This is a genomic window from Phycisphaerales bacterium, assembly GCA_020852515.1.
Classification (GTDB): domain Bacteria; phylum Planctomycetota; class Phycisphaerae; order Phycisphaerales; family UBA5793; genus UBA5793.
Genome location: JADZAS010000013.1, coordinates 300,540 through 315,289 on the forward strand (window position 1 = coordinate 300,540; position 14,750 = coordinate 315,289).

A 14,750-nucleotide genomic window follows, 5' to 3' on the forward strand; every position below is an offset into this window, starting at 1 on the left:
GCGCGAATTCCACTTTCGCACGCGTCAGGCGGCACGCCTGAATAGACTCCAGCGATGCGCTGCACGCCACTGCTGAGCTATTTCCTGCTGCTGCTGGTCCTGACCGTCGCCGCACCGGGCGCCCTGGCCGGCGACGATCGATTCGATGACGCCGTCCGCGTCATGCGCCGCGCCACGACCGTGCGCTCGACCGGCGAACACGTTCTGTTTCTGAGCAGCCTGCGTCAACTGAGCGACCCAGATCTGCAGCCGCTGTTCAGTTCGCTCAGCCAGGTGAAGAACTCGACGATCCAGACCAACGCGGTGCTCGGCCTGGCGGAACTGTCCAAGACCCACCGCATCGACCCGTGGAAGCTCAGCCAGATCAAGGACACTCGCTTCCGCGCCATGGCCATCATCCAGGCGCGCAAGGACGATCTCATCGGCCCCGAGGAACTGCGGCAGATCCTCACCTGGGACGATCTCACCGAAGACCTCCGCGTGTACGTGATGATGGTCCTGGTGGGCGTGGACGAACCGGTCGATGTCGAAGCGCTGCGCAAACTGATGCAGGACGGCAAACTGCCCGGCACACGCGCCTACGCCGCGCTGGCGCTGCGCCACCTCGGCCACCCCGAAGAGACCGACGAGCCTCTCAAGGGCGTCGATGCGCTCCCGCCGCAGGTGCGCGACAGCGCCTTGCGCGAAATCTTCGGCACGATAGAATACATGAAACTCACCGGCGCCGCCCCCTGGGTGCGCGAGCAGATCAAGAGTGGTCAACTCAGCCCCGGTACCGAAGACGCGGCGCTGCACGTGCTGCTGAAACTCGATCCGAAATCCGGCGCCGAACAATGGCAGGCGCACTACGCCGACGCGGCCGGCGCCGGCGTCAAGGTGCGCCTGACGCTGATGCTGCTCGACGTGGCCGGTCAGGTGGATGCGAGCCTCTTTGCGGCGGCGGCCGGAGACGAAAACGAACTGCTCGCCACTCTCGGCCGCGCCGGTCAGGCGATCGCCGCACAGCAAAACGACGTCGGCGTGCTCGTGGACCTCATCGGCCAGCACCACGTTCCGAGTACGGCGTGGGTCCTGAATCATGCAGGCGATCTGCCGCCCGAACAGGCCTCCCCCATCTACGCCGCCATGATCGCCGACACGCTCGAAGAGGGCGCCTCTCGAAACGACCGGCTCGAACTGGCCCGGCTGGCCAGCGCTGAACTCATCAAGATCGACGCGACCGCGCTTCGCACCGTGCTCGACCAGGCCTTGGCCCACCAGCGCCTGGTCACCATCGAGAGCATCCTCTCAGGCGCGCTGACCGGCGCGAGTCCTGAGGCGCTGCGACTCATCGAAGACGTCGAGCAGTGGAACTCCAACCGCGCCCAGTCACTGGCGCTGATCATCAAGGCGCGCTATGCCGAAGCGCTCACGGACGAAGACCTCGCGCAACTGAGCCTCGTGTTCCGCGGCGGCGGCTCGGTGACCGACGCAGCCGAAGTGCAGGCGGCGTGGCTCTACCTCCGCCGCACCCAGCAGCAGGGCCAGGCGCTCGCGGCTATCCTCAGCGACCTCTCAGACGGCGCCGACCATTGACACATTGAAAGATCGAACGCCATGAGCAACGGCCAGGACATCCCGCTCAGCAGACCGGACATCACCGCGCTGGAAATCGACCACGTCGTGAAGGTGCTCAAGTCGGGTCGGCTGAGCATCGGGCCGGTGCAGGAGCAGTTCGAAGCGCTCGTCGCGGGCCGCGCCGGCGCCGAGCACGCCGTCGCCGTGTCCAGCGGCACATGCGGCCTGCACCTGGCGCTGCTGGCTCTGGGCATCAAGCCCGGCGACGAAGTCATCACCACGCCCTTCTCCTTCGTCGCCTCTTCCAACGCCATTCTCTACGTCGGCGCCAAACCCGTCTTCGTGGACATCAACCCGCGCACGCTCAACCTCGACCCGACCCAGGTCGAGGCGGCCATCACGCCGCGCACCAAAGCGGTGCTCGCGGTCGAGGCGTTCGGCAATCCGGCGCACATGCCCGAATTGGCCAGCCTGTGCTACAAGCACGAGATTCCGCTCATCGAAGACTCCTGCGAAGGCTTCGGCGGCTCCCATCGTGGCCGGCCCATCGGCAGTTTCGGCCGCGTGGGCGTATTCGCGTTCTATCCCAACAAGCAGATCACCTGCGGCGAGGGCGGGATGATCGTCACCGACGACGAGCGCATCGCCAACCTTTGCCGCTCAATGCGCAACCAGGGCCGGCCCATCGATCCCGCCGACTCCGCCGAACCCTCCTGGCAGAATCCCGGCTCCTGGCTTATGCACGAGCGGCTCGGCTACAACTACCGCCTGAGCGAAATCCACGCCGCGCTCGGCGTGGCGCAGTGCAAGCGGCTCGATGAAATCCTCGAAAAGCGAAACACCGTCGCAAGCAAGTACATGTCGCGCCTCATGGGGATGCCCGACGTCATCCTCCCCACGATCGATCCCGAGACGACGATGTCCTGGTTCGTGTTCGTCGTGCGTCTCAGCAGCGAGTTCCACGCCGAAAACCGCGATCGGATTCTCGCGGGGATGCGCCGCCACGAAGTGGGCGTGAGCAACTACTTCCCGCCCATCCACCTCCAGCCCTTCTACATGCGGCAGTTCGGCTTCAGCGCTGGCGACTTCCCCATCACCGAGTCCGTCGCCCAGCGCACCATCGCCCTGCCCTTCCACACCCGCCTCGGTGAGCGAGAGATCGATCTCGTCTGCCAGACGCTCGAAGTCATGATCCAGCGCGAAAAGTTCACCATCGATCGCGGCTCGTGACTCGCCCCGGCATCCAACTTGTCTGCTTCGATCTCGGCGGAGTGCTCGTGCGCATCTGCCGCACCTGGGAAGAAGCGTGTGCCCGCATCGGCCTTGACGTGCGCTCAAACGACGCGTGGGAGCGCACACGCCCCCAGCGCCGCGAACTCACGCGGCTCTACGGCATCGGTCGCATCGACTGCGCCTCGTACGCCCGCGGCATCTCCGAACTCATGGGCGGTCTCTATAGCCCCGAGGAAATCACGCGCGTCCACGATGCCTGGACCATCCAGGACTATCCCGACGTGCACCACATCGTCTCCGCACTCAACGAACGCGGCACGCCGACTGCCTGCCTCTCGAACACGAACCACGGCCACTGGGTGCGACTCGCGCACGAAGACAGCGGCTGCGCCTGCCCGGGTCAACCGGAGTTTCCCGTGGTGCGTCTCATCCGCCACCGCTACGCGTCGCACCTCATGGGCCTGGCCAAACCCGACGCCGCCATCTACGCCGCGTTCCAGCGCGCCCTCGGCGTCGCGCCGGGCGGGATTCTCTTCTTCGATGACCTCGAAGAGAACATCGCCGCAGCGCAGCAGGCCGGCTGGGTGGCTCGACAGATCGACTATCGTGTTGACACGGCGCCGCAGATCGAGTCGCACCTGCGCGAATTCGGCCTGATCTGACTCCGCCGCCCCGCCCCTACCATTTTCCCGTGTCGGATGAGCCTGATGATCCCGGCGACGAACTGCAGCAGCCGGCGCGACCCCTTCCCAAGGGTCCGCTGCGCCCCATCTGCCCGGGCTGCGGCTATGACTTGAGCGGCACTCTCGAGTCGCCGCAGCGCCGCTGCCCCGAGTGCGGCCGGGAATGGACCATCGATGAACTCGCCCTCCAGCACGTGCAGCAGGTCTCAGGCCGGCGGTCGCCCAATCGTTTCTTCGAGGCGGTTTCGCCGGGCCTCACCATCGCCGGCCTGCTGCTCGTCGGGCTCATCTTCGGCCCGCCCGTGACGTGGCTGACCATCCCCGTCGCGGTGGTGCTGGCGGTGATCGCCACGGTCGAGTGGGGCCGCGATGCGCATCGGCGCGCTCTCAAGCAGAAGCAAAACAGGCTCAGCCGCCTCGTATACGTGGCGCTCATGACTGCGCTGTTTCTGGCGGGCAATGCCGTGGTGGTCGCGCTGCTCGGGCTGCTCATGCTCCTGGCGGTAACGTCGTGCAGCCTGACGGGTTCGCGCTGACGGCCGCACCCCGAAACACGCCCCAATCCGCCGTCGCGGCCTGTCCCCTCGGGGCAGCGGCGACTACCGTTGTCCCCTGCCGCCCGCAACTGATCTGGAGGACGCCCGTGCCCGCCCTCGTGAGTGATTTCGAAAAGGCCATGGAGTCCATCGCCTCGCTCGCCTGCGCCGAGCGCTGGGACAACGTCGGCCTGCTCGTCGGCAGCCGGTCGGCACCGACCACGCGCGTGCTGCTGACCATTGATCTCACTTCCAAGGTGCTCGACGAGGCAATCGGCCAGGGCGTCGATCTCATCTGCACCTACCACCCCGTCATGTTCAAGCCGATCCAGCGGCTCAACGATTCGGATGCAAAGAGCGAGACCCTGCTCCGCGCCATCCGCGCCGGCATCGCCGTCTATTCGCCGCACACCGCGCTCGACTCGGCGGCCGGCGGACTGACGGACTGGCTGGCCGACGCCGTGGGCCAGGGCTACCGCCGGCCGCTGGTCGTGGCCGAGTCGCTGCCCGCCTCTCAGGAACTCAAGGTCGTCACCTTCGCGCCGGCGGACGCCATCGACCGGCTGCGCGACGTGATGTCCAGCGCCGGGGCCGGCCGCATCGGCGCGTACGACCACTGCTCGTTCAGCGGGCCCGGCACCGGCACGTTCCGCGGCGACGCGAGCACCAGCCCGGCCGTGGGCGCCAAGGAGCGCTTCCAGCGCGTCGAAGAGCAGCGCCTCGAGATGGTCTGCCCCGCCTCGGCCCTGCACGTGCTCATCTCAACGCTGCGCCAGTTCCACCCCTACGAAGAACCGGCCGTCGATGTCTACCCGCTTCGGGCCAAGCCGCTGTTCAACGTCGGTGGCGGGCGCAAGGTCGTGCTCGATCAGCCGACGACGGTGGCCGAGATCGCCGAGCGCATCAAGTCGCATCTCAATATCCCCGCGGTCAAGTCGACCGATCCGACGCAGCTCGTGCGGCAGGTGGGCGTCGTGCCCGGCTCAGGAGGCGATTTCGTCGAAACCGCGATGAGCCAGGAGTGCGAACTGTTCATCACCGGCGAACTCACCTACCACACCGCGCTCAGCGCGTGGACCAGAGGCTGCGCCGTCATGCTCACCGGGCACGCCAACAGCGAGCGCGGCTTCCTGCCCATCCTCGCCAGACGCCTCGGCGAAAAACTCGACGGCGTCGAGATCCTCCTCAGCAGCGCCGATCGCACGTTCTTCGAAATCATCTGATCCGCTCCTGCCCGACGTACGAAGAGTTTTTTACCGCAGAGACCGGGCAGAGCGCAGAGGGATTCAGAAAACGTGCTTTGAGCCATGCGTCAATCCTGTTCTTTCTGCGGTCTCGGCGGTTGATAAATCTGATCGAAGCTTGCGGTTCACTTCTTCGGCTTGAAGAGGTCGTCGATGACGTTGTCGATCAGGTTGCCGCCGATGTTCTTGAAGAACTCGTCCGCCACGCGCTTGGCGCCCTTGGGATCGGGCTTGATCTCCGGCTTGTCGATCGGGCCGCGCACCACGAGATAGAACGGCACGTTGAGCGGAATGTCCGTCAGGAACGCCGGCGCGATCTTGGTCATATCCGCAAACACGCTCTTCCAGCCGATGAGCGGCACCGACGCGAGCAGATCGAGTTTGCGATTCACCAGGTCCACCTTGCCGCTGGTCGTGATCTCGAACGCCTGCGACTGCATGATGAATTGGTCGTACTCCAGCACGCCCTTGGTGATCCGCCCCGTGATCGGCGGGATCGTCGTCTCGACGCGGTCGGGTTCGCTCTGGTCGGTCTTGGGTTTCAACTGCCCGAGGAACTCGCCGAGAATCCCCTTGGTCGGCACGTACAACTGCCCGAGATCGAGCGTGAACTGCCCGTCGAGCTTCGACACGTCGCCGTCGAGCGGCAGCACGAGCCGCGGTGCATTGAATGCGATCGGCCCTGCCTTCTTGCGCACGTCGTAGAGCAGCGGGTTGACGTTGGTCAGCAGCGTCGAAGACATTTCCGGCGTCACTTCGAGCGACGCCGATACGGGATTGGCCGCCTCGATGACCAGCGTGTTGTCGCGGAGATCCGCCTTGGGAATCGCGAGTGTGCCGTTGGGCGTGGTGAACGACGCGGCCAGCGTGCCGCCGCCGGCGTGTGCATCGGCCAGGTCGAGGCGAAGGTCCATCGCCGGGCCAAGGGCTGCCACGAGTTTGCCGTTCATCCGCGCCAGGGCGTCGATGATGGCCACGGGCGCGCTCTTCATTTCGCCGCGCAGGCCGTAGCGCCGATCCTCCGCCGTCGAAGAGGCCGCTCGCACCGAACTGGTCAGTTCGATTCCCCGGGCGGGCGCGCTGCCCATCTGCGTAGCGCTGCGCAACTGTGCGATAATGCCCTCGGCCAGGTTCGTGCCGCCGATGGTCAGCAGCGTATCCGACAGCGACAGGTCCGTCTCGCCCTGCCGCAGCGCGAGGCGCGGCACGCGCACGTCGGCGTCGATGGCCAGCTGGCTCGGGTCGTAGACGCCGCCGCTCAACGCCGCCAGCGGCAGCGAGACGCTGCGCACCGTCGCGCTGAAGTCTGAATCCTCCAGCGCCGTCCACGTCACGGGCGACTCGCCGGCGCCGCCGGCCCATTCATTGAGCAGCGATGTGAGCCGCGCGCGATTGAGATGCGCCGTCACCGTGCCGGGCGTATTGACGACGAGCCGATCTTCCGTGATGCGACCGGCAATGCTCGCGGACGCCTGGTCGAACTGTGCCGACACGCGCACGTCATCGGTCAACTCACCCTGTTCGTTGACGACCGAGCCCAGTTCCAGGTTTCCCCGCCGGCCCAGCCACGACGTGAGCAGTCCGGTGTCGAGCGCCAGCGTGCGTTCGAGGCCGGTGACGTTGATATCGCTCACCGTGACGCGGCCGCGCGACCGCGTCCAGTCGCCGCCGATGGTGTAGCGCAGCTCGGATGTCACGCCGGCGATCGGGCTCTGGCCGTCACTCACCTGCCCGGTCAATGCATAGCGGCCCACGCCGTCGAGCCCCGCGGCCCAGTCGCCGTTGAGTTTCGCATCGACGGCCGTGATCGTGCCGGGCACCTTTGCAATGCCGGTCAGCACCGCGCGCGGCGAGGAGGCGTCGAGTTTGAGCGGCCAGGTGTTGAACTCGGCGCCGGCGGGCGCCGCGCCGGGCGTGCTCAGCGCAAAGGTCAGGTCGGCCGGCTCAGCCAGGGCCGCGACGGGCTCGGGCCCCAGCAGCGCCGCCACCAGCGCCGGCGTGGCGCGCTGCGTGCCGCGCAATTCAAACAGCGGCTGCTCGTTCTGCACGGCATAAGTCAACTCGGCATTCGTGCGCTCGCCGCGCACGGACGCGTTGGCTGACAAGCCCGCCGCGTGCACCAGCCCGTTGACCGACACGCGCACCGGCCCGCCGAGCGTCTCGGTGACCACGTCCTGCCGCTCACCCGCCCAGGCGGTGATGATGTCGAGCGCCACGGGCACATCAACGGTCTCGAATGCGATCGTCCGCGCCGCTGTATCGAGTGCGTTGGTCACTTCGCCCTTGGCGTTGAGATTCAACGCCGACCCGTTCTGCCTGAGCGATGTCTTGATGTCGGCTGCAATCGACTTACTCATGGATTCGGTGCGGAAGTCGATCGCGAGATGGTCAATGTCATACTGCTTGGGCGCCTGCGCTTCGCCCTCCGCCGCCGGCGGCGCGTAGATGCCGCGAGCGCCATCGAGCACCACCGAACCGCGCAGCGCCGCGGCTTTCCATGAATCCGGATTCGACTCCGTGGGCAGCGCGAGTTCAAGCGAGTCGAGCCGAACCTGCACGCGCCCGCCTTCGATCAACTCAACTTCCGGCGCCGACTCGGCCAGCAATGCAGCGAGGCGGTCGCGTAGGGCTGGCCGGACGGTCAGCGAGACCAGGATCGGCGCGACTGTTACGGAACCGCCGACGGCCTGCGTCGTGACCTTCCCGCCTTCGAGTCGAAGCAGCGCGTGTGCGTCACCGAGCCCCGGCGTGGACGTGGCGATGAAATTCAAGTCGGTCGAATCCTTGCGAAGACGATCCTGCCGCGCAGCGACTTCAAGGCCGCCAACCATCGGGCCCAGTGCATCGACAATCCACCCATCCGCGCCGGCGAGCGAATCGATCAGCGAGGTCGGCACACCGCCGGTTTGCACGCGCCCTTCAACACCCAGCGTTTCAGCCGACCACTGGCCGCTCGGCTGGAACGCGTGGAGCAGACCCACATCAACATCCAACGGGGCCATCACCGGATCATTGGACGCGGCCAGATGCGAATTAACCTCAGCGCTTCCCTTCAGATTGACGCGCTGCGTGGGGTCAACGCTGGTCACGCGCACGGCTAGGTTGCGCACCTCTGCAGCCTTCACGTCTTCGCGCCCGGTTTCAAACGACGCCGCGTCGATCGCCAGCGTCGCATCGACCCTCGCCGTCGAAAGGTCGAGCGGCGCCTCGCCCGTGGGCAACTGCACGGTCAGCGTCTGAATGTGCAGGTTCGCCGTGGCTCGCTGCGAGAGCGTGAGGCCCGACAGCGCGTCGATGCCGACGAGCGCCTCAAGAGTTTGCTGCTCGGCGCGCAGTTGAGCGGTTCCGGTGGTGACGTTCAGCCGCCGCTGGGCGTCCACGGTAGCGACCAGTTCGGCCTTGGCGCGCGGCGCATCGAACTTCAGCGTCGCCTCTCCGCCGTTCATTCCGCCGCTGGCGATGACACTCACGCTGGCCGATTCGCCGATGGCTGCGCTGAGCCGCCCGCGCTCGCCGAGCATCTGTTCGATGATCGGCACGGGAAGATTTTCGCCCCTGAGATCGACGTTGATGCGCGCCTGGTCCACCTGCAGCGATCCATCCGCCGCGGCAAAATCGCTCAGCGACGCATCGATGTGGAACGAACCCTCCGATGCGCCCACTTCGGTCGCGCCGGCCAGGTTGACCGTCATCGGCGAGCGGCCGTCGATGGCGAAGCGGCCCTGCACATCGCGCACCGCCATGGCCGGCTGTGCCGAACCCGGCAGCGGCACGTATTTGACGTTCACCTGGTCGAGTTCGACCGCCGCCTTTACCCCTTCGGGGATGATGATGTCGCTGAGGTCTTCAGCCTTGCCGGTTGGCGCCGGCTTCGAGTCGCGCCCCGGTTTTGGCCCGGGCGGCGAATCGCGCTTCGCCGGCGACTCGTAGACCGTCACATCGCCCGATAGCGCCACCGTGCCAAAATCGCGCGACCCCTGCGCCCAGGACCACAGCGAGCCCTTGAACGAAGCCGACACGTCGGCAATCTCGCGCCCCTGCGCATCGCGCACCTGCAGACCGCTGATGGACTGATTCCCGCTCCACGTCAGATCGAGCGCGTCGATCGAGATCTGCGCCGCCGGCGAAGAAATCTTCGATGCGACGAACGATCGACCCGCCGAAGTGCCCAGCAGCCAGGGCAACTGCCACAGCGCCGCAAGAATGAGCACGACGACTGCCGCAAAGGCGATCGCCAGCCATTTCATCCATCGCCGCGGCTTTCGCCGCACCTGTGTCTCTGCGCTGCTGACCATCATCGCTCACCCGTGCCTTAAGATCGGCTAATCCTAGCCCTCAGCGCGGCAACATGAGAATCGCCGGGGCGCGGCGTCGTCTTTGCCAGCACAGGCAGGTATGCCTCTGGACGACCGTGCGGCGAAGGCCGGTGATCGGCGAGCGCTGCTTCCTCACCGGCACGGCTCGTCTCGGCCTTCGGCCTCGTCACGCACGATGCGGTGAGCCACGACTATCGCATTACGGCGCCGTGCAGCGCACCACGACCTCTTCGATCTTCACGAGTTCGCCCCGGCCGAGCGAGCCATCGCGCCGGACCATCTCCACGCAGCCCTGCGCCAACGCCTTGTCGCCGATCGTCAGGCGCGTCGGAATGCCGATGAGGTCCGCGTCCTTGAACTTCGGCCCCGGGCGCTCGTCGCGGTCATCCACGAGCACATCGAGCCCCGCCTCGGTCAGGTCGCGCTCGAGGCGGTCGGTCACATCGCGCGCTTCGCCCTCGTACTTGATCGGAGTGATGACGACGTCAAACGGCGCAATCGACGCCGGCCAGCGGATGCCGTTCTCATCGTTGTTCATCTCGATGGCCGAGGCGACGATGCGCCCGATGCCGATGCCGTAGCAGCCCATGATGACGGAGCGCTTCTGCTGCTTCTCATCCGACACGGCAAAGCCCATGGCGTCAGAATACTTCGTGCCGAGTTTGAATACGTGCCCGACTTCGATGCCCTTGCTGGCCTTGAGTACGCCACCGTCGTTGAGCGGCGACGGGTCGCCCTCCATCGCGTTGCGGATGTCGGCGACGTGCACCTGCACGCCCTTGTCGAGCACTTCGCGCTTCCAGTTGAAGTGCTTGACGTGGTGGTCCATCTCGTCGGCGCCCGTCGCCCAGAAGCCGCCCTGGGCCGCATCGGCATCGACAATGACCCAACACTCCGCGCGCCCCGCCGCGGCCGCCGGCGAGACGTAGCCGATCGCAAAACCCGCCGCGCGCGCAGCGCCTTCGCTTCCTTCGCTCTGCAGCGTGAGCGACCGGTCGATCTGCTCGCGCAGCGCATCGCGCACCTTGCCTTCGTTCACATCGTGATGGCCGCACACCACCGCGAGCACCCAGCCGCTCCGCTCGCCGGCCGACCACGGCCAGACGATCGTCTTGAGCATGCGCTGCGGCTTGACCTTCAGAAAATCGGACACGCCCTCGATGCCCGGCAGGTTCGGCGTGTGCACCCTGGCCAGTTCACCCGTCGGCGCCGCGCTGAGATCGTGCGGCCGCTCACCGATGCCGCATTTCTCTACGTTTGCGGCGTAGTTGCCCTTGTCGCTCTTGAGGATCGTGTCTTCGCCCACCGGCGAATTGCACATGAACTCGTGGCTCGCGCTGCCGCCGATCGGCCCGCTTTCGGCCTCGACGATCGAGTAGTCCAGCCCGCAGCGGTCAAAGATGTTGCAGTACGCCTGGTACATCTTGTCGTAGGTCTCGTTGAGCCCGCCGGGCCCCTCCACCTCGACGTGGAACGAGTACGCATCCTTCATGAGAAACTCGCGGCAGCGCAGCACGCCGAAGCGCGGCCGAAACTCGTCGCGATACTTCGTCTGGATCTGGTAGAGGTTGAGCGGCAACTGGCGATACGACGTGACGTACGCCATCATGAGTTCGGTGATGACTTCCTCGTGCGTCGGCCCCAGCGCGCTGGCCCGGCCGTGGCGGTCGGTCAGTTTGAACAGGTTGTCGCCGTAATCCACATCGCGCTTCGTGTCGGCGTAGAACTCCATGGGGATGAGCGCGGGCATGAGCAATTCGCTCGCGCCCGCGCCGTTCATCTCCTCGCGGACGATGTTCATGACCCGCTGCAGGACGCGCAGGCCCAGCGGCAGGTAGTCGTAGAGCCCGGCGCCGACCTGGCGGATCAGCCCGGCGCGGAGCATCAACTGGTGCGACGGGACCACGGCATCCGCCGGCACCTGCCGCGACGTTGGAATAAGCGTTTGCGACCACTTCATAGGCCACGATGGTAGGCGGCGGCTGTCGCAGGCGGGTGCTTCGGGGACATGGCCCAACTGCCAGGCACACTACCATTCCGCCGGCCGCACGGGGCGGCTCAAGGAGCAACGCATGCTTGCCGCGTGGGGTTGGATCGGTCTGGGTCTTCTGCTCACCTTTGGCGGGGCCGAGGCGTTCGTTCGCGCCGCCGCGTCGATCGCCGCGCGCCTCGGCGTGCCGGCGCTGGTCATCGGCCTGACGGTCGTCGCCTGGGGCACCAGCGCCCCCGAACTGGTCGTCTCCACCTTTGCGTCGCTCAACGGCCAGGGCGGCATCGCGCTGGGCAACGTCGTCGGCTCGAACATCTTCAACATCGCCGCCATCGTCGGCCTCGCCGCCGTCGTCTACCCGATGCGCGTGCACGTGCAACTCATCCGCCTCGACATCCCGCTCATGATCGGCCTGTCAGTGCTGCTCGCGGCGCTGCTGCTTGACGCCGAGATCTCGCGCATCGACGCGGCTGTTTTCGTCGTCGGGATGATCGCCTACACCGTCTTCTCCTTCCGCGCCGCGGCCAGACAGCCGCCAGCCGAGGTCGAAGCCGAATTCGCACAAGGCAACCCGCCCGTTCATCGCCATCTGCTGCTCGATCTCGCCCTGTTCGTCGGCGGCCTCACCGCTCTGGTGCTCGGCTCGCGGGCGCTGGTCACCGGCGCCGTTGAGATCGCCCGCGCTCTGGACATCAGCGAAACCGTCATCGGCCTGACCATCGTCGCGGCGGGCACGAGCCTGCCTGAACTGGCCACCTCCACCGTCGCCGCCGTGCGCAAGCAGCCCGACATCGCGATCGGCAACATCGTCGGCTCGAACATCTTCAACATTCTCGGGATTCTGGGTATCGCCGGGCTCATCGCGCCGATGCAGGCGCCCGATCTCTCGCGCCTCGACCTCGGCGCGATGCTCGTGTTCGCCGTCGCGCTGCTGCCGCTCGCCTGGACGGGCCTGGCGATCAAGCGCGCCGAGGGGGCGTTGCTGCTGCTGGGCTATGGCGTCTACCTCTGGCTCATGTGGCCCAGCTCGGCGAGCGCTTGAGTTTCAAAGCATCTCACGCGGAGGCGCGGAGATCGCAGAGGAAAAGTGTTGCCGCGAAAAAGCACAGAAGACTCAAAAGTGATCGCAGATGAGAGTCCTTTCTATCACCGGCTGCGTGCCTCCGCGCGGCTGCTTTGACGACGTTGCTTCCCTCTTGTGTCTTCTGTGCCTTTTCGTGGCAAACCGATCTCTCCGCGATCTCTGCGCCTCTGCGTGAGAATGCATCTCCGAGATAAATGTACCTGTCCCGTTTATTCAGTTCGTGCCGGCGAGGCGGCGGACGGTCATGTCGAACGTCCGGCCGTTGGGCCCGAGCATGGCGCGGTGGATCGCGTACACCACCGCCGCGTACGCCACCGTCGCGATCGCCGAGCCCACCACCAGCGCGATGCGGGCGCTGGAAATGTCATCGGCGAGCGCATCGGTCATGCCCACTTCGGGATAGACGATGCTCAAAATGGCCGACGCCGGCGAGAGCGATGAGAACACCGGCCCGATCACGCTCACGCCCTTGCCCGCCTGATAGGTGCACAGGCTGAGCATGCCCACCACGGCCACGATCACGCCGACAGCCGCGATGACCGAGCCGATCGTGCCGCGGCTCTTGAGACTCCAGCTCAGCCCGACCATCACGCAGAAGGCAATGAACGGCACGAGCGTGAAGGGCAGCAGCAGCGCGCCCTCGGGCAGGATGAACGGCACCGAGCGCGACATGGTGTTGGCCGTCACGCTCACCGTCACGCCGCCGACCGCACCCACGCCGCCCACGAGCACGTAGAGCGCAAAGATGAGCAGCGTCGCGATGGGCACGGCCATCATGGGAATCATGAAACTTACGATGCCGCGCAACTTGCCGCTCACGTAGTACGCCGGCGTGATGGGCGTGGTCAGCAGGATGTCCAGCGTGCCGTCTTCGCGCTCGCGGCTGATCGCCGTGGCCGACACGTTGATCGCCGTGAGCGTGATGATGGCCACCTCGGTCGAGATGATCGTCAGCGCCGCCTGGCGCAGGGCGACGAGGCTCATTTGCCCGAAGTGGTACAGGCAGATGGCGCCGATCGCGATGATCAGACCCAGCCCGATGAAGCCATAGCGCGCGATGATGGCGCCCATCGTGTTGCGCTTGCCCGACGCCTCGCGCCAGGCGATGGGGTTCTGCCAGACGTCGCGCGTGCCGGCGATGCGGGCGCGGCGGGCGCCGAAGCGCTGGAGTCGCTTGAAGATCGACGAGCCGCCCTGCCGCGCGCCGATGACGCGGAGAAAAATCGTGGACCAGCCGATGAGCGCCAGGCTCAGCAAGCCGCACAGCCAGCAGTACATCGCCACCGGCGAGCCGAACCACGCGCGGTAGAGCCAGCCCCGGCCGATCAGGTCCGCCGCGGCATAGGGGTGATAGTTCTCGCTGTCGAGCAGCACGCGCTGGGCGAGGAACGGATTGAGCGGCGTGACCCACGTCGTCTCGCCCGCAGAGCCGCGGAACGAAAAGTCCAGCGACCACGTGACCGCGATATAGATCACTACCGTGATGTAGAAAAGAAACACCGCCCGGCGGCCCGCCTGCCGGCTCACGCTCAGCGCAATGGCGATCGCGCCGACGAGGATCGCCGCCGCGGCGCCGATGGCATACGACAGAAAGATCGACCGCCCCGGCACGCCGCCGAAGTACTGCGTCACGGCGAACAGCGGCAGGCTGCTCACGAGCATTGCCAGGATGAAGAACAGCCGGCCGAACAGGTTGCCCAGCACGATCTGCAGCGAGTTGAGCGGCGTGGTGAGCAGAATGTCCCACGTGCGCGGGTTGGCCTCCTGCGCAATCGCCCCGGCCATGAACACCGGAGCCAGCAGGCAAATCATGCCCAGCTGCAGATACGCCACGAACTGGAAGGCCTTGGCCCCCGCCGACGCCATCTCGCGCAGGTCCACCCCCTGCTGGCCCAGCAGCGCTGCCAGCAGCGTGATGGTGATTGCCGCGAGGTAGCCCGAGCGGATGAGCAGGTGCCGCGTGCGCTTGGAGCCGTTGGAAACCAGGCGCACGGCGATGGGGTTGGTGATGATGAGGCGCAGTAACCAGTTGAGCACGGCCGGCATGGCGGTCAAGTGTAGCCGCGCTGCGTGCCTGCCCGCCTCTGGCGGCGAATCCGGCGCCGAC

General features: G+C 66.4%; 9 protein-coding genes. 6 read left to right on the forward strand and 3 right to left on the reverse strand.

Translation table 11 applies throughout. The features are described 5' to 3' along the window. The first annotated feature begins 54 nt into the window (after positions 1–54). The 5 genes from IT430_07435 to IT430_07455 all read left to right on the forward strand — a co-directional run bounded on the left by IT430_07435 (position 55) and on the right by IT430_07455 (position 5,232). Positions 55–1,575: a hypothetical protein gene (locus tag IT430_07435; protein MCC6907756.1), complete on the forward strand. Its 1,521-nt coding sequence runs from the start codon at positions 55–57 to the stop codon at positions 1,573–1,575. Positions 1,576–1,596: 21 nt separating this feature from the next. Beyond that, on the forward strand, positions 1,597–2,787 hold the full coding sequence (locus IT430_07440) for a DegT/DnrJ/EryC1/StrS aminotransferase family protein (protein MCC6907757.1): 1,191 nt from the start codon (positions 1,597–1,599) through the stop codon (positions 2,785–2,787). Beyond that, positions 2,784–3,452, forward strand: coding sequence for an HAD family phosphatase (locus tag IT430_07445; protein MCC6907758.1), 669 nt, complete (start codon positions 2,784–2,786; stop codon positions 3,450–3,452). Before IT430_07440 ends, IT430_07445 begins: the two co-directional genes overlap by 4 nt. A 29-nt stretch (positions 3,453–3,481) precedes the next feature. Beyond that, a complete protein-coding gene (locus tag IT430_07450; protein ID MCC6907759.1) occupies positions 3,482–4,009 on the forward strand; it encodes a hypothetical protein in 528 nt (175 codons plus the stop codon). A 107-nt stretch (positions 4,010–4,116) separates the two neighbouring features. Further along, positions 4,117–5,232: a Nif3-like dinuclear metal center hexameric protein gene (locus tag IT430_07455; GenBank protein MCC6907760.1), complete on the forward strand. Its 1,116-nt coding sequence runs from the start codon at positions 4,117–4,119 to the stop codon at positions 5,230–5,232. Between the two features lie 146 nt (positions 5,233–5,378). Here IT430_07455 and IT430_07460 read toward each other — a convergent pair whose 3' ends face one another. Together IT430_07460 and IT430_07465 are read right to left on the reverse strand one after the other, a co-directional pair. Further along, positions 5,379–9,500, reverse strand: coding sequence for a hypothetical protein (locus IT430_07460; GenBank protein MCC6907761.1), 4,122 nt, complete (start codon positions 9,498–9,500; stop codon positions 5,379–5,381). A 268-nt stretch (positions 9,501–9,768) separates the two neighbouring features. Beyond that, positions 9,769–11,529, reverse strand: coding sequence for a proline--tRNA ligase (locus tag IT430_07465; protein MCC6907762.1), 1,761 nt, complete (start codon positions 11,527–11,529; stop codon positions 9,769–9,771). A gap of 112 nt (positions 11,530–11,641) precedes the next feature. On the opposite strand from IT430_07465, the gene IT430_07470 reads away from it, so the two are divergent. Then, positions 11,642–12,601 (forward strand): calcium/sodium antiporter, encoded by a 960-nt coding sequence (locus tag IT430_07470; GenBank protein MCC6907763.1) that lies wholly within the window; start codon positions 11,642–11,644, stop codon positions 12,599–12,601. Between the two features lie 255 nt (positions 12,602–12,856). Here IT430_07470 and IT430_07475 read toward each other — a convergent pair whose 3' ends face one another. Continuing rightward, positions 12,857–14,698, reverse strand: coding sequence for an ABC transporter permease subunit (locus tag IT430_07475; protein MCC6907764.1), 1,842 nt, complete (start codon positions 14,696–14,698; stop codon positions 12,857–12,859). Between the last annotated feature and the right edge of the window lie 52 nt (positions 14,699–14,750).